General features: G+C 68.2%; 21 protein-coding genes. 10 read left to right on the forward strand and 11 right to left on the reverse strand.

Going from position 1 to position 17,107, the window contains the following annotated elements:
• Positions 1-152: 152 nt before the first annotated feature.
• Positions 153-2,843, reverse strand: coding sequence for an aconitate hydratase AcnA (gene acnA, locus AC07NI_RS13750; RefSeq protein ID WP_494619901.1), 2,691 nt, complete (start codon positions 2,841-2,843; stop codon positions 153-155).
• Between the two features lie 183 nt (positions 2,844-3,026).
• Here acnA and ccmA point away from each other — a divergent pair, with 183 nt between their 5' ends.
• Entirely contained in the window at positions 3,027-3,641 is a 615-nt protein-coding gene (gene ccmA / locus AC07NI_RS13755; protein ID WP_494619903.1) for a heme ABC exporter ATP-binding protein CcmA, read from the forward strand.
• Positions 3,638-4,303 carry a heme exporter protein CcmB gene (gene ccmB, locus AC07NI_RS13760; RefSeq protein ID WP_494619905.1) on the forward strand — a complete coding sequence of 222 codons (666 nt, stop codon included), beginning with the start codon at positions 3,638-3,640 and terminating at the stop codon, positions 4,301-4,303. Before ccmA ends, ccmB begins: the two co-directional genes overlap by 4 nt.
• Here the strand turns inward: ccmB and AC07NI_RS13765 are convergent.
• Positions 4,300-5,193: a DMT family transporter gene (locus AC07NI_RS13765; RefSeq protein ID WP_494619907.1), complete on the reverse strand. Its 894-nt coding sequence runs from the start codon at positions 5,191-5,193 to the stop codon at positions 4,300-4,302. The genes ccmB and AC07NI_RS13765 overlap by 4 nt on opposite strands.
• A 235-nt stretch (positions 5,194-5,428) precedes the next feature.
• Between AC07NI_RS13765 and AC07NI_RS13770 the strand changes: the two genes are divergently transcribed.
• The 4 genes from AC07NI_RS13770 to AC07NI_RS13785 all read left to right on the forward strand — a co-directional run bounded on the left by AC07NI_RS13770 (position 5,429) and on the right by AC07NI_RS13785 (position 7,573).
• The gene (locus tag AC07NI_RS13770; RefSeq protein WP_494619910.1) at positions 5,429-6,052 is read left to right on the forward strand and encodes a Spy/CpxP family protein refolding chaperone; all 624 of its coding nucleotides are present in this window, start codon (positions 5,429-5,431) and stop codon (positions 6,050-6,052) included.
• Between the two features lie 107 nt (positions 6,053-6,159).
• Complete coding sequence (gene ccmC / locus AC07NI_RS13775; RefSeq protein ID WP_494619912.1) at positions 6,160-6,903, forward strand: heme ABC transporter permease CcmC; 744 nt, start codon at positions 6,160-6,162, stop codon at positions 6,901-6,903.
• Complete coding sequence (gene ccmD, locus AC07NI_RS13780) at positions 6,900-7,064, forward strand: heme exporter protein CcmD (protein ID WP_494619916.1); 165 nt, start codon at positions 6,900-6,902, stop codon at positions 7,062-7,064. Before ccmC ends, ccmD begins: the two co-directional genes overlap by 4 nt.
• Complete coding sequence (locus AC07NI_RS13785; protein ID WP_494619918.1) at positions 7,061-7,573, forward strand: DsbE family thiol:disulfide interchange protein; 513 nt, start codon at positions 7,061-7,063, stop codon at positions 7,571-7,573. The genes ccmD and AC07NI_RS13785 overlap by 4 nt, the downstream gene beginning before the upstream one ends.
• Here the strand turns inward: AC07NI_RS13785 and AC07NI_RS13790 are convergent.
• Complete coding sequence (locus AC07NI_RS13790) at positions 7,570-7,953, reverse strand: hypothetical protein (RefSeq protein ID WP_494619920.1); 384 nt, start codon at positions 7,951-7,953, stop codon at positions 7,570-7,572. The two genes, AC07NI_RS13785 and AC07NI_RS13790, sit on opposite strands and share 4 nt — an antisense overlap.
• A 106-nt stretch (positions 7,954-8,059) precedes the next feature.
• On the opposite strand from AC07NI_RS13790, the gene AC07NI_RS13795 reads away from it, so the two are divergent.
• Positions 8,060-8,335 (forward strand): hypothetical protein, encoded by a 276-nt coding sequence (locus AC07NI_RS13795; RefSeq protein ID WP_494619922.1) that lies wholly within the window; start codon positions 8,060-8,062, stop codon positions 8,333-8,335.
• A 10-nt stretch (positions 8,336-8,345) separates the two neighbouring features.
• On the opposite strand, the gene AC07NI_RS13800 is transcribed toward AC07NI_RS13795, so the two are convergent.
• The 3 genes from AC07NI_RS13800 to ftsY all read right to left on the reverse strand — a co-directional run bounded on the left by AC07NI_RS13800 (position 8,346) and on the right by ftsY (position 10,569).
• The gene (locus AC07NI_RS13800) at positions 8,346-8,906 is read right to left on the reverse strand and encodes a MarR family winged helix-turn-helix transcriptional regulator (protein ID WP_494619924.1); all 561 of its coding nucleotides are present in this window, start codon (positions 8,904-8,906) and stop codon (positions 8,346-8,348) included.
• Positions 8,907-9,012: 106 nt separating this feature from the next.
• A complete protein-coding gene (locus AC07NI_RS13805) occupies positions 9,013-9,624 on the reverse strand; it encodes an inner membrane-spanning protein YciB (RefSeq protein WP_494619930.1) in 612 nt (203 codons plus the stop codon).
• 3 nt (positions 9,625-9,627) lie between these two features.
• Complete coding sequence (gene ftsY / locus AC07NI_RS13810) at positions 9,628-10,569, reverse strand: signal recognition particle-docking protein FtsY (RefSeq protein ID WP_494619933.1); 942 nt, start codon at positions 10,567-10,569, stop codon at positions 9,628-9,630.
• Positions 10,570-10,660: 91 nt separating this feature from the next.
• Here ftsY and AC07NI_RS13815 point away from each other — a divergent pair, with 91 nt between their 5' ends.
• Positions 10,661-11,302, forward strand: coding sequence for a trimeric intracellular cation channel family protein (locus AC07NI_RS13815; protein WP_494620536.1), 642 nt, complete (start codon positions 10,661-10,663; stop codon positions 11,300-11,302).
• Here AC07NI_RS13815 and AC07NI_RS13820 read toward each other — a convergent pair.
• The 5 genes from AC07NI_RS13820 to dapF form a co-directional block, all read right to left on the reverse strand.
• Positions 11,290-11,721, reverse strand: coding sequence for a GFA family protein (locus AC07NI_RS13820; RefSeq protein WP_494619935.1), 432 nt, complete (start codon positions 11,719-11,721; stop codon positions 11,290-11,292). The genes AC07NI_RS13815 and AC07NI_RS13820 overlap by 13 nt on opposite strands.
• Before the next feature lie 4 nt (positions 11,722-11,725).
• Positions 11,726-12,619, reverse strand: a complete 894-nt coding sequence (locus AC07NI_RS13825) for an endonuclease/exonuclease/phosphatase family protein (protein WP_494619937.1) — start codon at positions 12,617-12,619, stop codon at positions 11,726-11,728.
• A gap of 74 nt (positions 12,620-12,693) precedes the next feature.
• Positions 12,694-14,025 carry a tRNA (N(6)-L-threonylcarbamoyladenosine(37)-C(2))-methylthiotransferase MtaB gene (gene mtaB / locus AC07NI_RS13830; protein ID WP_494619939.1) on the reverse strand — a complete coding sequence of 444 codons (1,332 nt, stop codon included), beginning with the start codon at positions 14,023-14,025 and terminating at the stop codon, positions 12,694-12,696.
• Entirely contained in the window at positions 14,022-14,927 is a 906-nt protein-coding gene (locus tag AC07NI_RS13835) for an SDR family NAD(P)-dependent oxidoreductase (protein ID WP_494619941.1), read from the reverse strand. The genes mtaB and AC07NI_RS13835 overlap by 4 nt, the downstream gene beginning before the upstream one ends.
• The gene (gene dapF / locus AC07NI_RS13840) at positions 14,840-15,694 is read right to left on the reverse strand and encodes a diaminopimelate epimerase (RefSeq protein ID WP_494619945.1); all 855 of its coding nucleotides are present in this window, start codon (positions 15,692-15,694) and stop codon (positions 14,840-14,842) included. Before dapF ends, AC07NI_RS13835 begins: the two co-directional genes overlap by 88 nt.
• 60 nt (positions 15,695-15,754) lie before the next feature.
• On the opposite strand from dapF, the gene AC07NI_RS13845 reads away from it, so the two are divergent.
• Both AC07NI_RS13845 and AC07NI_RS13850 read left to right on the forward strand, forming a co-directional pair.
• Positions 15,755-16,336, forward strand: coding sequence for a hypothetical protein (locus AC07NI_RS13845; RefSeq protein ID WP_494619947.1), 582 nt, complete (start codon positions 15,755-15,757; stop codon positions 16,334-16,336).
• Positions 16,329-17,105, forward strand: coding sequence for a potassium channel family protein (locus tag AC07NI_RS13850; protein WP_494619951.1), 777 nt, complete (start codon positions 16,329-16,331; stop codon positions 17,103-17,105). The genes AC07NI_RS13845 and AC07NI_RS13850 overlap by 8 nt, the downstream gene beginning before the upstream one ends.
• Positions 17,106-17,107 lie beyond the last annotated feature (2 nt).

Genomic DNA, 17,107 nt, shown 5'->3' on the forward strand with positions numbered 1-17,107 from the left:
ACGCCCCGGATAGCCGTTCACGAGGCCGTGAATAGCGCCGGTCCATGGGGAGAAAACGCGGAGACATCGTTGTCACGGGCTCCGCCAATGAAAAACGGCCGGCCCCGCGAAGGAGCCGGCCGCCTTTTTCCGTGCGTCTGAACGCGCTTCGCTTAGCTGGCCGACTTGGCCAGGTTGCGCAGCACGTAGTTCAGGACGCCGCCGTTCTTGAAGTACTCGAGCTCGGTCGGCGTATCGATGCGGCAGCGGACCGGGAAGCGGGCGATGCGGCCGTCGGTCGGGCGGTAAAGCTCGACGATCAGCTGCTTGCGCGGCGCCAGATCGGTCAGACCACGGATCGAGACGATCTCCTCGCCGGTCAGTTCCAGCTTCTGCCAGCCGTCCTGCACGAACTGCAGCGGCAGCACGCCCATGCCGACCAGGTTCGAGCGGTGGATGCGCTCGAAGCTTTCGCAGATCACCGCGCGGACGCCCAGGAGCTTGGTGCCCTTGGCGGCCCAGTCACGCGACGAGCCGGTGCCATATTCCTTGCCGCCGAACACGACCGCCGGACGGCCTTCGGCCTGGTACTTCATGGCCGCGTCGTAGATCGACATCACTTCGCCGGTCGGGAAGTGCTTGGTCACGCCGCCTTCGATGTCCGGCGTGATCTTGTTGCGGATGCGGATGTTGGCGAACGTGCCGCGCATCATCACCTGGTGGTTGCCGCGGCGGGCGCCGTAGCCGTTGAAGTCCACCGGCTGCACGCCTTGGTCGATCAGGTACTGACCGGCCGGGCTGCTGGTCTTGATCGAACCGGCCGGGCTGATGTGGTCGGTGGTGATCGAGTCGCCGAACACGGCCAGGACGCGGGCTTCCACGATGTCGGTGACCGGGGTCGGGGTCATCGAGATGTTGGGGAAGTACGGCGGGTTCTGGACGTAGGTCGAGTCACCTTCCCAGGCGTAGGTCTGGCCGCCGGTCACCTTGATGCCCTGCCAGTTCTTGTCGCCCTTGAAGACGTCGCCGTAACGGGTGGCGAACATCTTCTCGTTGATGGCCTTGCGCTGCAGGGTCGCGATGTCTTCGTTCGAAGGCCAGATGTCCTTCAGGAAGACGTCGTTGCCCTTCTTGTCCTGACCGATCGGCTGGGTGGCCAGGTCGATCTTCAGCGAGCCGGCCAGGGCGTAGGCCACCACCAGCGGCGGCGAGGCCAGGTAGTTGGCGCGGACGTCCGGGTTCACGCGGCCTTCGAAGTTGCGGTTGCCCGACAGGACCGAGCACGCCACCAGGTCGGCGTCGTTGATCGTCTTGCTGATGGCTTCCGGCAGCGGGCCCGAATTGCCGATGCAGGTGGTGCAACCGTAGCCGACCAGGTTGAAGCCCAGGGCGTCCAGGTGCTTGGTCAGGCCGGCCTTGGCCAGGTAGTCGGTGACGACTTGCGAGCCGGGGGCCAGCGAGGTCTTCACCCACGGCTTGACCTTCAGGCCCTTGGCCACCGCGTTCTTGGCCAGCAGGCCGGCGGCGATCAGGACGCTCGGGTTCGACGTGTTGGTGCACGAGGTGATGGCCGCGATGACCACGTCGCCGTGACCGACGTCGAAGTTCTCGCCCTCGACCGGGGCGCGCAGGTCGGGCTGGTCGCCCTTGCCGAACTCACCGGCCAGCGACTCGGCGAACTTGACCGAGGCGTCGGCCAGCAGGACGCGGTCCTGCGGGCGCTTGGGACCAGCCAGCGACGGCTGGACGGTCGACAGGTCAAGTTCCAGAGTGTCGGTGAAGGTCGGCTCGGCGACGCCGGGCTCCCACCACAGACCCTGTTCCTTGGCGTAGGCTTCGACCAGGGCGACGCGTTCGGCGGTGCGGCCGGTGCCCTTCAGATAGGCGATGGTCGAGGCCGAGATCGGGAAGAAGCCGCAGGTGGCGCCGTATTCCGGAGCCATGTTGGCGATCGTCGCCTGGTCTTCCAGGGTCAGGTTGGCCAGGGCTTCGCCGTAGAATTCGACGAACTTGCCGACCACGCCCTTCTTGCGCAGCATCTGGGTGACGGTGAGCACCAGATCGGTCGCGGTCGCGCCTTCCGGCATGGCGCCGTTCAGCTTGAAGCCGATGACTTCCGGGATCAGCATCGGGATCGGCTGGCCCAGCATCGCGGCTTCAGCCTCGATGCCGCCGACGCCCCAGCCCAGGACGGCCAGGCCGTTGACCATGGTCGTGTGGCTGTCGGTGCCGACGACGGTGTCGGGATAGGCGACTTCGGCGCCGTCGACTTCGTTGGTCCAGACGGTCTGGGCCAGGTATTCCAGGTTCACCTGGTGGCAGATGCCGGTGCCGGGCGGGACGACGCGGAAGTTGTTGAACGCCGACGAACCCCAACGCAGGAAGCGGTAGCGCTCGATGTTGCGCTCGTACTCGCGCTTGACGTTGTCGTCGTAAGCCTTCGGGTTGCCGAAGTTGTCGACCATGACCGAGTGGTCGATGACCAGGTCGACCGGGTTCAGCGGGTTGATCTTGGCCGGGTTGGCGCCCAGGGCGACCATGGCGTCGCGCATGGCGGCCAGATCGACGACGGCGGGAACGCCGGTGAAGTCCTGCATCAGCACGCGCGCGGGGCGGAAGCTGATTTCGTGCTCGACCGAGCCCTTGTTCTGCAGCCAGGCGGCGACGGCCTTCAGGTCGTCTTCCGACACCGAGACGCTGTCTTCGTTGCGGAGCAGGTTCTCCAGCAGCACCTTCATCGAGACCGGCAGCGACGAAGTTCCGGTCAGACCGGCTTCCTCGGCGGCGCGAAGGCTGTAATAGACGTAGGACTTGTTGCCGACTTTAAGCTCGCGGCGGGCTTTCAGGCTGTCAACAGACGCCATTCTCAAGGATCCTTCTCTGTCCACGGCCGCCCGAAAACCGCTCCCGGGATCACGCGCTGATCGGAAGGGACACACAGGTTCCGCCTCCGCGCCGCGTACCACCCAAAACGACTGGAGGGGGACGACCGCGCGCTTCTTAGCGTCACCTCGGTCCAACGTCCATGTCGCGCGCGGGGTCTTGGCATGTTGAGAGTTGTTCTCATTAAGGATCTGGCGATTTCCCGTGGCGAGCGAAGGCTGTTTTCGCAGCTGGATCTGACTCTTGAGGCCGGCCAGGCCGCGACGCTGGTCGGGCGCAACGGGGCGGGGAAAACCAGCCTGCTGCGCGCCGTCGCCGGCCTGCTGCGTCCGGTCGAGGGGACGGTCGCTTTCGAGGGTGAAACCGGACCGATCGAGGCCGACACGGCGCGGGCGGAACACCTGCACCTGCTGGGCCACCAGGACGGACTGAAATCCAGCCGCACGGCCTGGGAGGAGCTGCGCTTCCAGACCCTTTGGACCGGCGGGACCGAGGACGGCGCCCGCGCGGCGGCCAAGCGCTTCGATCTCAACCGCCTGCTGGACCTGGAGGTCCGCCGGCTGTCGGCCGGCCAGCGTCGTCGCCTGGCCCTGGCGCGACTGGTCGCCAGCCCCCGGTCGCTATGGCTGCTGGACGAACCGATGGCCCCGCTGGACGCCGGACAACGCGCGGCGTTCGGGACGGTGATGACCGAGCATCTCGCCGCCGGCGGCATGATCCTGGCCTCGGTGCACGACCCTCTGCCCGTGCCGACCCGTTCGGTGGAGATCGGCGCATGAAGGCGTTCGGCGTCCTCCTGCGGCGGGAGCTGGCCCTGGCCTGGGGCCGGGGCGGCGGGCCGCTGCTAGCCCTGACCTTCTATGCCTGCGTCGTCGTGCTGCTGCCGATGGCCTCGGGCCGCGCGCCCGAACGCCTGGCCGCCATCGCCCCGGGCATCGCCTGGCTGGCACTGGCCCTGGCGGCCTTGCTGTCGCTGGAGCGCCTGTTCGAGCGCGACTACGAGGACGGCGCCCTGGACCTGCTGGCCCTGGGTCCCGCGCCACTGGAGGCTGTCGCCGTCGCCAAGTGTCTGGCCCAATGGCTGGCCACCGGCGCGCCCCTGGCCCTGGCCGCCCCGATCGCGGCGCTGATGCTGGGCGCGGACCTCAAGGTCATGCCGCTGCTGGTGCTGTGCGCCCTGGCCGGGGGCCTGGCTTTCGCCTTCCTGGGCGGGCTGGGCGCCGCGCTGGCCCTGGGCAGCAAGCGCGGCGGTCTGCTGGTGGCGGTGATCGTCCTACCGCTGTTCGCCCCGCCGGTGATCTTCGGGGCCGGCGCGCTGGACGCCTATTCGGCCGGCCTGCCGTGGACGGGCGGCCTGTTCCTGCTGCTGGCCTATTGCGTCGGGGCGATCGCCCTGTCGCCGCTGGCCATGGGCGCGGCCTGCCGGAACGCGCTCGACTAGGCCGTCGGCGCCACCGTCGCCTGGACGTCGCCCAGCGCGGCCTTCTTCTCGCCCAGCACCACGGTCAGCGAACCGCCGATGATCAGCAGGCCGCCGGCGAACAGGGCCGCGGTCAGGTGGTCGCCGAACAGCAGCACGCCGCAGCAGGCGCCGATCAGCGGCTCGATATTGATGAACACCCCAGCGCTGGCGGCTCCGACCCGGGCGGCGCCATATTGCCAGGCGGCGGTGGCCAGCAAGGTCGCCAGCACGCCCTGAGCGACGATCGCGGTCCAGACCGGGGCGCTCAGGGCCAGCTTCGGCGCGCCGTGCATGACGAAGGCGATCGGCAGCACGGTCGCGGCCGCGATGATGATCGACACCGCCGGGATGGCCATGGCGTTCGGGGCCTTCGGCGCGCGGCGCAGAGTCAGCAGCCAGGCCAGGAACAGCAGCAGCGCGCCCAGCGACAGGGCCACGCCCAGCGGCGAGCTGGCCCCGTCCGGCTTGCCGGCGATCAGGGCCGCGCCCAGGGTCGCCGCCGCCACGCCGGCCCACGACATCCTCGAGACCTTCTCGCCCAGCAGCTTGGCGCTGACCGCGATCAGGGCCGGCATGGCCCCGACCAGCAGGGCCGCGACCGTCACCGACACGTGCGCCAGGCCCTCGAACTGGACCATGAAGGCCACGCCGTAGAGCACGCCCGCCAGCAGCACGACCGGCGACTTGAACAGCGCCCGCACCTGCGGATCGCGCAGGGCGAACGGCGCGGCGGCCAGGGCGGCGACGGCGAAGCGCAGCAGCACCATGTGGGCCGAGCTCATCTGCGTCAGGATCAGCTTGCCGGTCGGAAAGCCCAGGCCCCAGCAGATCCCCGCGAGCGCCAGGGCGACAAAGGCGAGCGATTTCATGCGGGGGCTCCAGACGGCGACGGCCCGACGCGGACGCGCGGGCAAGCCGGGCGTCCTCTAGATCGCAGCGATCCCGGAACTGGCAGCTGACATAACGCGCGCCAGCTTCAGCGCAAGGACGGAACCATTTCCGGACTTCGTCAAACATTGAACATTGTTCATGAACTCGGACATTTTCGCGCCATAAGCCGATGGCCAAGCTCCCCGTCATCATTACGACAGGGAGCTCACAACCATGCGTAAAACGCTTACCCGCCTGGCGCTCGCGGGCGCCGTCACCACCCTTATCGCCGGCTCGGCCCTGGCCCAGGTCCCGCCGCCCCCGCCCGCGCCTCCTCCGCCGCCGGAAGCCCCGCTCCCGCCGATGCCGCCCCTGCCCCCGATGGACATGATGATGGCGATGGGGCCGGACATGATGTTCATGCACGGCGACCGCCATGCCGATCCGGAAAAGCGCGCCCAGCGCCTGCGCGACATCCTGCAGCTGCGCGGCGACCAGGACAGCGCCCTGAAGACCTATGTCGAGGCCACCACGCCGAAGTTCGTCATCGAAAAGCGCGAGGTCGTGAAGGACGGCAAGAAGGACGGCGACAGGATGGAGCGCGCCGAACGGACGCCGCCGACCACGCTGGAGCGCCTGGACCGCATGACCAAGGCCGCCGACGCCATGAAGAGGCGCGCCGAAGCCACCCGCGCCTTCTACACGGCCCTGACCCCGGCCCAGCAGAAGACCTTCGACATCCTGGGCATGGGCGAAGGCGAGGGCGACCAGCATGTCTTCGTCCGCCGCTTCGACACGCGAGCCCCGATGATCAAGCGCGACGATCGCAAGGTCATCATCGAGCGCAAGGTCGGCTGACCCCGACCGAGCACGAAGGCGCGGCGGGCCTGTAACCGCCGCGCCTTCTCCTCTTCCGTAGACATACGACCATTGCCCGCGCCGCCGCGCGCCTCTAAGCAGCGGACATGGACGCGCGCCACACGTTCGACTTCCTGACTAATCCCGAGCGGTTCATGGCCTTCTCGCGGTGGGCCGCGCCGTGGCTGGGCGCGCTGTCGGCGCTGGCTGGCGTCGCTGGTCTCGTCATGACCTTCCTGGTCCCCGAGGACTATCAGCAGGGTGACACGGTGCGGATGATGTTCATCCACATCCCGGCCGCCTCGATCGCCCTCTTCATCTATGTCTGCCTTGGCGTGGCCAGCTTCCTGGCGCTGGTGTTCCGCCAAGCCCTGGCCGACCTCGCCGCCCAGGCCTGCGCCCCGATCGGCGCGGTCTATACGGCCCTGGCTTTGATCACCGGCTCGCTGTGGGGCAAGCCGATGTGGGGAACCTGGTGGGTGTGGGACGCGCGCCTGACCTCGGTGCTGGTGCTGCTGCTGTTCTATCTCGGCTACATCGCTCTGCGCGGCGCCCTGGAAGACGAGCAGAAGGCCGCCCGCGCCGCCGCCATTCTCGCCTTGGTCGGCTTGATCAACCTGCCGATCGTCAAGTTCTCGGTCGAGTGGTGGAACACCCTGCACCAGGGCTCCTCGACCTTCATGGCCAAGGACGGCGACGGCCTGCCGGCCATCTATGCCTGGCCGGCTGTGCTGATGGGCCTGGCCTATCTGGGCGGCTTCGGCGCCCTGTGGCTGGTCCGCATCCGCGCCCTGGTCTGGCGGCGCAAGGCCCGCAGCCTCTCCATGAAATTGGCGGAGAGCGAACGATGAGCTTCGACTTCGACGCTGGCAAGTACGCCGTCTATCTGTGGCCGGCCTTCGGGATTTCGGCCCTGGCCTTTGCCTGGATGATCAGCGACAGCCTGTTGACCGCCCGCCGCTGGAAGCGCGAAGCCGAGCGCCTGCAGGCCGAACTGGACGAGAACAAGTGAAGCGCTGGCTGGCCTTCACCCCGCTGGTCATCCTGATCGCCCTGGCGGCGCTGTTCGCCGGCTTCGCCCTCAAGCGCGACCCTCACGTCCAGCCCCACGCCATGGTCGGCAAGCCGATGCCGGCCCTGGCCCTGCCCGAGCTCGACAGCGGCCGCCCGGCCCCGATCCGGGGCAGCGCCGAAGGCCCGATCCTGGTGAACTTCTTCGCCTCGTGGTGCGCCCCCTGCGAGGTCGAGCATCCGCAGCTGATGGCGCTGAAGGCTCAGGGCGTGAAGGTGGTCGGCGTCGCCTACAAGGACGCCCCGGCCAACACCCAGGCCTTCCTGACCCGCATGGGCGACCCGTTCGCCGCCCGACTGGTCGATCGCGACGGCCGCGCGGGGCTGGAGTTCGGCGTCACCGGCGTGCCGGAGACCTATCTCATCGGCTCGGACGGCGTGATCCTGGCCAAGCACACCGGTCCGCTGACGCCAGACGTGGCCGAGGACCTGCTGAAAAAGGCTCGCTAGCGGATGCAGGCGCGGGCCGAACCGGCCCGAGGCTCCAGCGTTTTGGCCAAGGCCTGCGCGTCCGTCGTCGAGACGGGATGCAGCGCGCCACGCCCTTCGGCGACCAGGTAGTCGCAGTCGCGATCCTTGAAGGGCGGCTTGTCGTCGGCGGTGCGGCGCTCGACCAGCATGCGATCGGCGGACATCCAGACGGCGGTCACGTCCGTCACCTGCGTCTGGCGGTCCGGTGAGCGGATCCAGACCTCGCCCTTGCCGCCCACCGACAGCTCGTAGCCGTTCGTCAGCTTCTGCTTGGTCGCGAACATCGAGGCCACGACCGAGGCGATGAACAGGCCGACCGCGATCAGCACGATCAGGAAGACGATCTTGTACCGGCTCACGGGGACTCCAGCAGAAAGGGTGCGCTCACTGGTCGCGGACCTATCCTGTTAACTCCGCGTTGACCATACTCGCCGAGTGTTCGTTAACCATGTTACAGTCCGCGTCATGAGCAACGTTCGTCCCGCCGGTTGGCCGTCCGTCCCGTCGCAGCCCGCTTCCACGCCGTCTGGCGGCGCGGGCGCTCAGACGCGCGCGGCCTTCTTCCAGTCGGCCCTGGGCGACGCGGCCCCGACCCGTCCGGCCGTCGCGCCGTCGACGGTGCAGATGCAGACCATGGCCCAGCCGCAGCAGCGTCAGGCGCCGCAGAAGCCGTTCGTGCAGCCGGACGCCCAGCCGCAGAAGATCCTGCGCCCGGGCTCGCTGCTGAATATCGTGGTCTAAACCCGGAGGTTTAGGCCGCCTTCTTCGCGGCCTTGTCCTTCTTGGGCTTCTTGTCCTTCTTCGGCTTTTCAGCCTTCGGAGCCTTGGGCTTCTTGGCCTTGGCTTCGGGCTCGGCCGGGTGCAGTTCGGCGCCGGCCATGTCCGACAGCAGGTCCAGGAAGCCCTCGCGCTTGCCCGGCTTCAGCAGGGCCAGGATGCGGGCATCGGCCATGCCGACCATCGGGCGGATGGTTTCCAGCGCTTCGCGGCCAGCGTCGGTCAGGCGAACGCTGTTGGCGCGGGCGTCCTCACTGGAGCGCTGACGCTCCAGGTGGCCCTTGGTGATCATGCGGGCGACCATGTCGGCCAGGGTCGAGCGGTCGATGCCGGTGGCGCGGACCAGGGCCGTCTGGGTGACGCCCTCGTTCTCGGCCACGGCGGCCAGCACGGCGAACTGGCGCTGGGTCACCCCGGCCTCGCCGCATTCCTCGGCATAGATGTCGAGCGCCAGTTGCAGGACCCGGTGAAGCAGGTGGCTGGGCGAGCGCTCCAGGAGACCCCCGACCGTCTTCTCACCCTTGCTCTTGGCCATGCTCGCGCCCCCGTTTCGCACGGCCGTCGCTCGGCCGACGGATGAACGCTAACACTAATACACGTCGATTTGACGACAACGGTCCGTGGACGGTGGATACCCGGGCCTAGAAGCCGGCGTCCGGCGGTTCGACGGCAGACGGCTCGTCGTCCTTGGCCATGTGCTTCATCATGAAGGGCACCTGGGTGGCGACGAACACGAGCGCCAAAGGCAGCAGACCGAGGCGGAACTTCACCCAGGTGTCGGTGTCCTGGGTGTTGCGGACGATCTCGTTCATCAGCGCCACGACGCCGAAATAGCCGCCATAGCGCAGGGTCAGGGTGCGCCAGGCGGCGTCGGACAGGTGCAGGGCCTCGCCCATCAGCAGCTTCAGCGGCTGGCGGCCCGTGAAGACGCCGCCGAACAGGAAGGCGGCCAGGGCCAGGTTGATCACCGTGACCTTGATCTTCACGAAGACGTCGGAGTGGAAGATCAGGCCCAGCGTGCCGAAAATCAGCGCCATGCCGCCAAAGAACAGCGGCAGCAGGGCCACGCGGCGCTCGACCGCATAGCCGATGACCAGGGCCAGGGCCGAGGCGGCGACCAGCATCCAGGTGGCCTTCTGGAAATCCTTGGTGGCGAAATAGGCGACGCCGAAAGCGATGGCCGCGCCGTAGTCGACGACCGTCCGGACCCAGCCGTTGTTCTTCTTCTTGGTCTCAGTGGGCGCTTCGCTCACGGATCAGTCCTTCAGGCCGACAAGGGAGCGCGAGAAGGCGCGGGCGTCGAACGGTTGCAGGTCTTCCACGCCCTCGCCGACGCCGATCAGCTTGATCGGGCTGTCCGAAGCGCGCGCCACCGGCACCAGCACCCCGCCGCGCGCGGTGCCGTCCAGCTTGGTCATGACAATCCCGGACACGCCGACCTGGTTGCCGAAGATCTTCTCCTGGGCCAGGGCGTTGCGGCCGACCGTGGCGTCCAGCACCAGCAGGGTCTCGTGCGGGTAGTCGGGATCGACCTTCTTCACCACACGGATGACCTTCAGCAGCTCGTCCATCAGGCCCTGCTTGTTCTGCAGGCGGCCGGCGGTGTCGATCAGCACGACGTCATAGTGCTCGGCCTTGGCGCGCTCGACGGCTTCATAGGCCAGGGCGGCGGCGTCGGAGCCGGTCGGCTTGGACATGAAGTCGGCCCCGGCCCGGTCGGCCCAGACCTTCAGCTGCTCGACGGCGGCGGCGCGGAAGGTGTCGCCCGCGGCGATCAGGACGCGGGCGCCCTTCTCGGTCAGGTCGGCGGCGATCTTGCCCAGCGTCGTGGTCTTGCCCGAGCCGTTGACGCCGATGAACAGCACGACATAGGGGCGCGGACCGGCCAGCGGGTCGAAGCTGCCCTGGCGGTCCGCCAGCTCGGCGGCGATCAGGTCGGCCAGGGCCTCCTTGACCTCGTCGTCGGTCGACGACTTGCCGAAACGGGCCTTGCCGAAGGCCTCGGTGATGCGGGCGGCGATCTGCGGACCGAGGTCGGCCTCGATCAGCATCTCCTCCAGCGCGTCCAGCTGCTCCTGGTCCAGGGGCTTCTTGGTGAAGACCCCCGTGACCTGCTCGGTCATCTGCTGGGAAGACCGGGTCAGGCCTGACGTGAGGCGCTGGAACCAGCCTTTTTTCTGCTCGGGCTTATCGCTCATCCGCGCTCCTTTAGGGGAACGGGCGAAAGTGTAAATCGGATATTACCGGCGCATGGTTCACGGAACCGGCGCCGTCATGCGATGTACGGGCATGGACGTGCACCTGGACCCGCTTGGAACCGCCCTTTTCTGGCTCGACTACGCCGCCGTGGCCGTTTTCGGGGCAACCGGCGCCCTCGCGGCCGCCCGGCGCAAGCATGACATCATCACCTTCGGATTCTTCGCCGCCATCACCGGCGTAGGCGGTGGCACCCTGCGCGACCTCCTGATCGGGGCGCCGGTCTTCTGGGTGCAGCGGCCGGGCTACATCATCGCCTGCCTGGCGGCGGCCACGGTGGTCTGGCTGCTGGGCAAGCGCGGCTGGCGGTTCCGGGCCCTGCTGTGGTTGGATGCGCTGGGCATGGCCGCCTATGCCGTGGTCGGCACCGCCAAGGCGCTCAGCCTGGGCGTCCACCCGTTCAGCGCCGTGGTCATGGGGGTTCTGACCACCGCCTTCGGCGGCGTGATCCGCGACGTCCTGGCCGAGGAGCCGAACCTGCTGCTGCGCCGGGAGATCTACATCACCGCCGCGTTGCTGGGCGCGGGGGTGTTCGCGGTGCTGCAACTGCTCGGCGCGCCGTTCTGGCCGGCGGGCGTCGCGGGGTTCGTGGCGGCGTTTGGGCTGCGAGCGTGCGCGATCCGATTTGGATGGAGCCTGCCGGGGTTCCATGGGGAAGACGATCAGGTGTCGTGATCCGGATGCTGCCGGCTGACCACCGGCCCAGTCGGTCCCATCGGTGGGCGGACTGGCATGTCGGCGAGGTGCTCGGTCCAGGTCGGCCGACCCTCGATCGCCAACTGAACCACCGGCTGCACCGCCGACGGGTCGTCGAAGGCGAAGACCGACAGGTCGATCTTCTCGGCGCTGTATTCGAACGTCAGCGGCGTGCCGCACGCGGCGCAGAAGCCGCGCTTCACCGCGTCCGAGCTCTGGAAGGTCGCGCGCTCGCCGCGCGTCCAGGTCAGGCCCGCGACGTCCACCGACACCAGCGCCCCGAACGGACCCGCGAACGCCTTCTGGCACATGCGGCACCAGCAGATCGACGCGCGGCCAGGCTCACCCTCGACCTTGAACCGCACCGCGCCGCACTGGCAGCCCCCGCTCAAGCCCATGATCTCAGCCCTTGGGAGTCAGCCTGAAGGTGACCTTGTAACCGTTGTGGTCGGACAGCACTGGCTCGTCGGCGCCGTCGAAGGTGGCCTCGACCGCCTTGGGGATGACCTCGACCGCGTCGCCGTTGAGGAAGCCGATCAGGTCCTGGGTGTTCAGCCAGGGAGCCTCGCCCGTGTACGAGATCTGAGTGTCGCACTTGCCCGGGTTCTCGTGACACCAGCGGCTGACGACCATGAACGGATAGTCGCTCATCATCTTGTCGAAGCGGTCGGGCGAGCGGCGGACATTGAAGTCGCCGCCGACGATCAGCGGCGCGCCGGGCGTGCGGCTGGCCTGCAGGAACCGCCCCAACTCCTGGGTCTGCAGGAAGTGGGCCTCGTTGTAGCGCTTGCGCGGCACCTTCGAGGCGCCGTGCGAATTCATATGGGTGTCGGCGATCTCGACCGAGGTCGGCAGGCCCTTGACCTGGATCGACACCAGCATCACGCCCTTGTTGGCCAGGCAGTCCAGGCCCGCGCAGTAGCGATAGGCGTGCGACTTGACCCAGTCGATCGGGTGGTTGGACAGCACCCACAGGCCGCTAGAGCCCCACTTGCCCCAGCCCTCGCCCTGGCGGCGGTACTTCACGCGCCGGTAGTCCGGCTTTTCGCTCTTCAGATAGTTCTCGTCGCGCTGGCCCTTGCGCGGCCCCCGGGCGACGTACGGATAGCCGGCCTGGTCGATCAGGTCCCAGATCTCGTCGCGGAAGCCTTCCTGGATCAGGACGACGTCCGGCTCCTTGCCCTGGGCGCGCATCTCGGCGAGTTCGGCGCCGATCTGCTTCAGCGCCTTGCCGCGCCCCTTGCGGACCAGCGAGGGCAGGCCCTCGACATTGTAGGTCATGACGCTGAGCGTCACGGGCTTGGACTCGTCGGCGCGCGCTGGCGCGGCCGTGAGTAGGGCAATCGCAAAGAGAGCCCAGGCTGACCGGATCAGTTTACACGCTCCGCTATGACGTGAGCCCCGTCATGGCCAGTGACCGTGAAGGTTACAATCTCGCCCAGCGGCGCTTCGCCCGTGAAACGAATTTCGGTGAAGTCGTCGGCGCGGGCGACGCCGTCGCGTTCGACCAGGCCCGGCAGGGTGCGGCCGACCTGGCGCTGGAGATGGCGCTCCAGGCCGCGTTGTCCGGCTTCGCGCAGCCGCTTGGCGCGCTCCTTGATCAGCGGGCCCTTCACCGGCGGCATCCGCGCGGCCGGCGTGCCGGGGCGGGCGCTGTAGGGGAAGACGTGCAGGAAGGCCAGGCCCGCTTCCTCGACCAGGTCCAGCGTGTTCTGGAACGCCTCTTCGGTCTCGGTCGGAAAGCCGGCGATCAGGTCGGCGCCGAAGGCGGTGTCGGGACGCACGCGGCGCACCTCGGCGACCAGTTTCAGCGCGTCCTCGCGGCTGTGGCGGCGCTTCATGCGCTTGAGGATCATGTTGTCGCCGGCCTGGAGCGACAGATGCAGGTAGGGCATCAGGCGGACTTCCGTCTCCAGCAGCTTGAAGAGATCGGGATCGATCTCGGCCGCGTCGATCGACGATAGCCGCAGGCGGGGGAGGTCTGGAACCATACGAAGGATTCGACCGACCAACTGGCCCAGGGTCGGCGTCCCCGGCAGGTCCGTCCCCCACGAGGTGACATCGACGCCGGTCAGCACGACCTCGCGATAGCCTTCCGCCGCGAGCTTACGGACCTGCTCGACGACCTCGCCGGCCGGAGCCGAGCGCGAATTGCCCCGACCATAGGGGATGATGCAGAAGGTGCAGCGATGGTCGCAGCCGTTCTGGACCTCGACATAGGCCCGGGCGCGGTCTTTCAGCCCGTCGATCAGGTGACCGGCGGTCTCCTTGATCGACATGATGTCGTTGACCCGCACACGGGTCGAGGTGTCCGTCAGCGCGCCCGGCGCGGCCTTTTCGGCGTTGCCCAGCACGAGGTCGACCTCGGGCATGGCGGCGAAGGCGGTCGGATCGACCTGGGCGGCGCAGCCCGTGACGATGATCCGCGCGCCCGGCCGCTCGCGGCGGGCCTTGCGGATCGCCTGGCGGGCCTGGCGCACGGCCTCGTTGGTCACCGCGCAGGTGTTGAACACCACCGCGTCCGAGAGACCATCAGCGGCGGCGCGGGCCCGCATGGCCTCGCTCTCATAGGCGTTGAGGCGGCAGCCGAAGGTGACGACGTCGACGCCGTCCGGGCCCGACATCGTGGTCGCAGGACCGCCCTCTTCGCCCACTTCAGGCTTGGGCTTCGGGGTCGCCTTGATGACGGTGTAGGTGGTCACTGGCCCATGAACGCCGCGAAGGCGTCCTTCCAGTCCTTGTGCCAGCGCGACAGGGCCGGGCGGTTTTCGATGATGTCGCCGATGGCCCAGGCCATGCGCTTCTCGTCGGTCGCGCGCGGCACGTCGTTATCGGGGCACAGGATGTAGAAGTCGCCGCGGCCGATGCTCTCCAGCATGAACTCGACGACCTGTTCCGACGTCCAGGCGGCGGCGGGCTTCTCGCCCGGGCCGCGCTTGGTCATGCCGGTGAAGGTGTAGCCCGGGATCAGCAGGTGGGCGCTGACCTGGCAGTCTTCTGTCTCGCGCAGGGTGTGGGCCAGGCCCTCGGTCAGCGACTTCACCGCCGACTTGGAAACGTTGTAGGCCGTATCGCCCGGCGGCTGGGTGATGCCCTGCTTGGAGCCGGTGTTGATGATCAGGCCCGCATTGCCGCTGTTGGCCATGTCCTCGCCGAACACCTGGACGCCGTTGATCACGCCCCACAGGTTGACGTCGAGGATGCGCTTCCAGGCGTCGTCGCCGGCGAAGGCGTCACCGCCGCCACCGACCCCGGCGTTGTTCATCAGGATGTCGACCGAGCCATAGGCGGCGATCGCGGCGGCCTTCAGCGCCTCGACCGCCGTACGGTCGGCGACGTCGGTCGGCACGGCCAGGGCGCCGATGGCCTCGGCTTCCTGCTTCAGCTTGCGGCCGGTGATGTCGGCCATGACGACGTTGAGGCCGAGCGCCCCGAACGCCTTGGCGGCGGCCAGGCCGATGCCGTCGGCGGCGCCGGTGATGACCGCGGTCTTGCCGGCGGCGATGGCGGGATGGGTCATGCGGCCACCGCTTCGGGCAGCTTGCCGGCATATTCCATGGTGATCGGGCCGGTCATGATCACGTGGCCGTCGCTCTCGCGCCATTCGATGGTCAGCGAGCCGCTCTCGAACTCGACGCGCGCCTTGCGGTCGGTCAGGCCGCGACGCACGGCGGCGACCTGGGCCGCGCAGGCGCCGGTGCCGCAGGCGAGCGTCAGGCCCGCGCCACGTTCCCAGACCTTCAGCTGGATGTGATCGCGCGCCGCGATGTGGGCGAAGCCGACATTGACGCCTTCCGGGAACAGCGGGTGATGCTCGACCAGCGAGCCAGTGCCCGTGGCGAAGGCGTCGCTGACCGGGGCGTCGACAAAGAACACCACATGCGGATTGCCCATCGAGACGCAGACCGGCGTGTGGACCAGCGGCGCGTCGATCGGACCGACCTGCAGCTCAACCCGCTCGGTGTTCATCTCTTCCGACAACGGGATCTGAGTCCAGTCCAGGCCCGGCTGGCCCATGTCAACCGTCACCAGCTTCTCACCGGCGGCGACGCCCGACAGGCGGCCCGCGACGGTGTCGAAGGCCACGGCGTCCTTGCCGGACGACTGCATCAGCAGCCATGCCACGCAGCGGGTGCCGTTGCCGCAGGCGCCGGTCTCCTCGCCGTCGGAATTCCAGAAGCGCACATAGGCCGACGCGCCCGCCGCCTTGGGCGGATCGATGGCGATGACTTGGTCGCAGCCCACACCACCGTCTCCGCGTTTGGCGATCTTGCGGATCTCCTCAGGCGTCGGATCAAAGGTCTGGGTCTGGGTCTCGATGACGACGAAGTCGTTGCCCAGCCCGTTCATCTTCAGGAAGGTGCGGCTCATGGCCGGGCTATATAGTGGAAAGCAGCGGCAATTGCACCGCAGCGGGACGACGCAGCAAAGATGACGGCGACTGACATTCGCGAGCAGCTGGCCAGCGCCATGCGGGATCGCCGGCTGACGCGCTTCCACCGACGGTTCGAGGACGGCTGGGTGCGGGGCTATGTGGTCGGGATCGGGCCCGATTTCCTGATGCTGGGCGAGGTCGGTGACCATCTGCGGTTCAGCGGCTTCGGCTGCTATCGCCTCGACGGGATCAAGAACCTGCAGCCTGCGCCCTATCCCGAGTTCGTGGAGGCCGCGCTCGAGAAACTGGGACAGACACAGCCCGAGACGCCGGCCGTGGCGCTGAACAGCGTCGAGGACATCCTGGCGACCGCCGGCAACCTCTTTCCCGTCATTGCGGTCTACGGTGACGCGGAGGTCCACATCGGCGCGTTCGTCAGCCTGGAGGGCGGCGTTGTCTGGCTGCGCGAGATCGGACCCGACGCGGCCTGGGACGCCCAGCCCAAGGCCCGGCGGCTCGATGAAGTGACCCGGATCGACTTCGGCGGCGCCTACGAGACCGCCCTGGCCCTGGTCGGCGGCTTGCCGACCGCACCTATCGAGGCCGCGCCGCTGCGGCTGGTCTCCAGCCATGACTGAGGACCTGCGTCTCCGCGCCCGCCTCCGGGCGCTCTATCACGGCGCCTCGCCAGCGGCGGTGCGGTTCCGCTATGCGATCATCCTGATCGACCTGGCCTTGATCGCCTTCTTCATCGCCGCGCCGCTGATGCAGCGACACGGCCTGACCTTCTATCTGATCGACTACGGGGTGGCGGCGTTCCTGGCCCTGGACCTGGCCGCCCGCGCCGTCGCCCATGGCGACATCAAGTCCTGGCTGAAGAAGCCGATCGTCTGGGTCGATCTCTTCGTGCTGGCCACGCTGCTGTTCCCGGCCTGGCTGTTCAATTTCGGTTTCCTGCGCGTCGTGCGGCTGTGGACCCTGATCCACAGCGAGTTCTTCTGGCGCACGGTCGGGCGGCGCTATGACGACACCCGGGTCGAGGACATCACCCGGGCGGCCAGCTCGCTAGCGACCTTCGTCTTCGTGGTCACCGGCTTCGTCTATACGAGCTTCGCCGGGAGGCATGAGGGCATCAGCGGCTATGTCGACGCGCTCTATTTCACCGTCACCAGCCTCACGACCACCGGCTATGGCGACGTCACCCTGCCGGGCGTGTGGGGCAAGCTGCTGTCGATGGCGGTGATGCTGGGCGGGGTGTCGCTGTTCATCGGCCTGATCCAGTCGATCCTGCGACCGCACAAGGTGATCTACCAGTGCCACGATTGCGGCCTGCGCCGGCACGATCCGGACGCCGTCCACTGCAAGGCGTGCGGCGTTCTGCTGAACATTCCCGACGACGGGGTCTAAAC

Source organism: Caulobacter sp. GW821-FHT10E02, from assembly GCF_059415225.1.

Excerpts from the sequence above, each read along its gene's own strand:
- acnA (WP_494619901.1), bottom strand. The coding sequence starts at position 2,843 with ATGGCGTCTGTTGACAGCCTGAAAGCCCGCCGCGAGCTTAAAGTCGGC.
- ccmA (WP_494619903.1), top strand. The coding sequence starts at position 3,027 with ATGTTGAGAGTTGTTCTCATTAAGGATCTGGCGATTTCCCGTGGCGAG.
- ccmB (WP_494619905.1), top strand. The coding sequence starts at position 3,638 with ATGAAGGCGTTCGGCGTCCTCCTGCGGCGGGAGCTGGCCCTGGCCTGG.
- AC07NI_RS13765 (WP_494619907.1), bottom strand. The coding sequence starts at position 5,193 with ATGAAATCGCTCGCCTTTGTCGCCCTGGCGCTCGCGGGGATCTGCTGG.
- AC07NI_RS13770 (WP_494619910.1), top strand. The coding sequence starts at position 5,429 with ATGCGTAAAACGCTTACCCGCCTGGCGCTCGCGGGCGCCGTCACCACC.
- ccmC (WP_494619912.1), top strand. The coding sequence starts at position 6,160 with ATGGACGCGCGCCACACGTTCGACTTCCTGACTAATCCCGAGCGGTTC.
- ccmD (WP_494619916.1), top strand. The coding sequence starts at position 6,900 with ATGAGCTTCGACTTCGACGCTGGCAAGTACGCCGTCTATCTGTGGCCG.
- AC07NI_RS13795 (WP_494619922.1), top strand. The coding sequence starts at position 8,060 with ATGAGCAACGTTCGTCCCGCCGGTTGGCCGTCCGTCCCGTCGCAGCCC.
- AC07NI_RS13800 (WP_494619924.1), bottom strand. The coding sequence starts at position 8,906 with ATGGCCAAGAGCAAGGGTGAGAAGACGGTCGGGGGTCTCCTGGAGCGC.
- ftsY (WP_494619933.1), bottom strand. The coding sequence starts at position 10,569 with ATGAGCGATAAGCCCGAGCAGAAAAAAGGCTGGTTCCAGCGCCTCACG.
- AC07NI_RS13815 (WP_494620536.1), top strand. The coding sequence starts at position 10,661 with ATGGACGTGCACCTGGACCCGCTTGGAACCGCCCTTTTCTGGCTCGAC.
- AC07NI_RS13820 (WP_494619935.1), bottom strand. The coding sequence starts at position 11,721 with ATGGGCTTGAGCGGGGGCTGCCAGTGCGGCGCGGTGCGGTTCAAGGTC.
- AC07NI_RS13835 (WP_494619941.1), bottom strand. The coding sequence starts at position 14,927 with ATGGCGCGAGAGCGACGGCCACGTGATCATGACCGGCCCGATCACCAT.
- dapF (WP_494619945.1), bottom strand. The coding sequence starts at position 15,694 with ATGAGCCGCACCTTCCTGAAGATGAACGGGCTGGGCAACGACTTCGTC.
- AC07NI_RS13845 (WP_494619947.1), top strand. The coding sequence starts at position 15,755 with ATGACGGCGACTGACATTCGCGAGCAGCTGGCCAGCGCCATGCGGGAT.
- AC07NI_RS13850 (WP_494619951.1), top strand. The coding sequence starts at position 16,329 with ATGACTGAGGACCTGCGTCTCCGCGCCCGCCTCCGGGCGCTCTATCAC.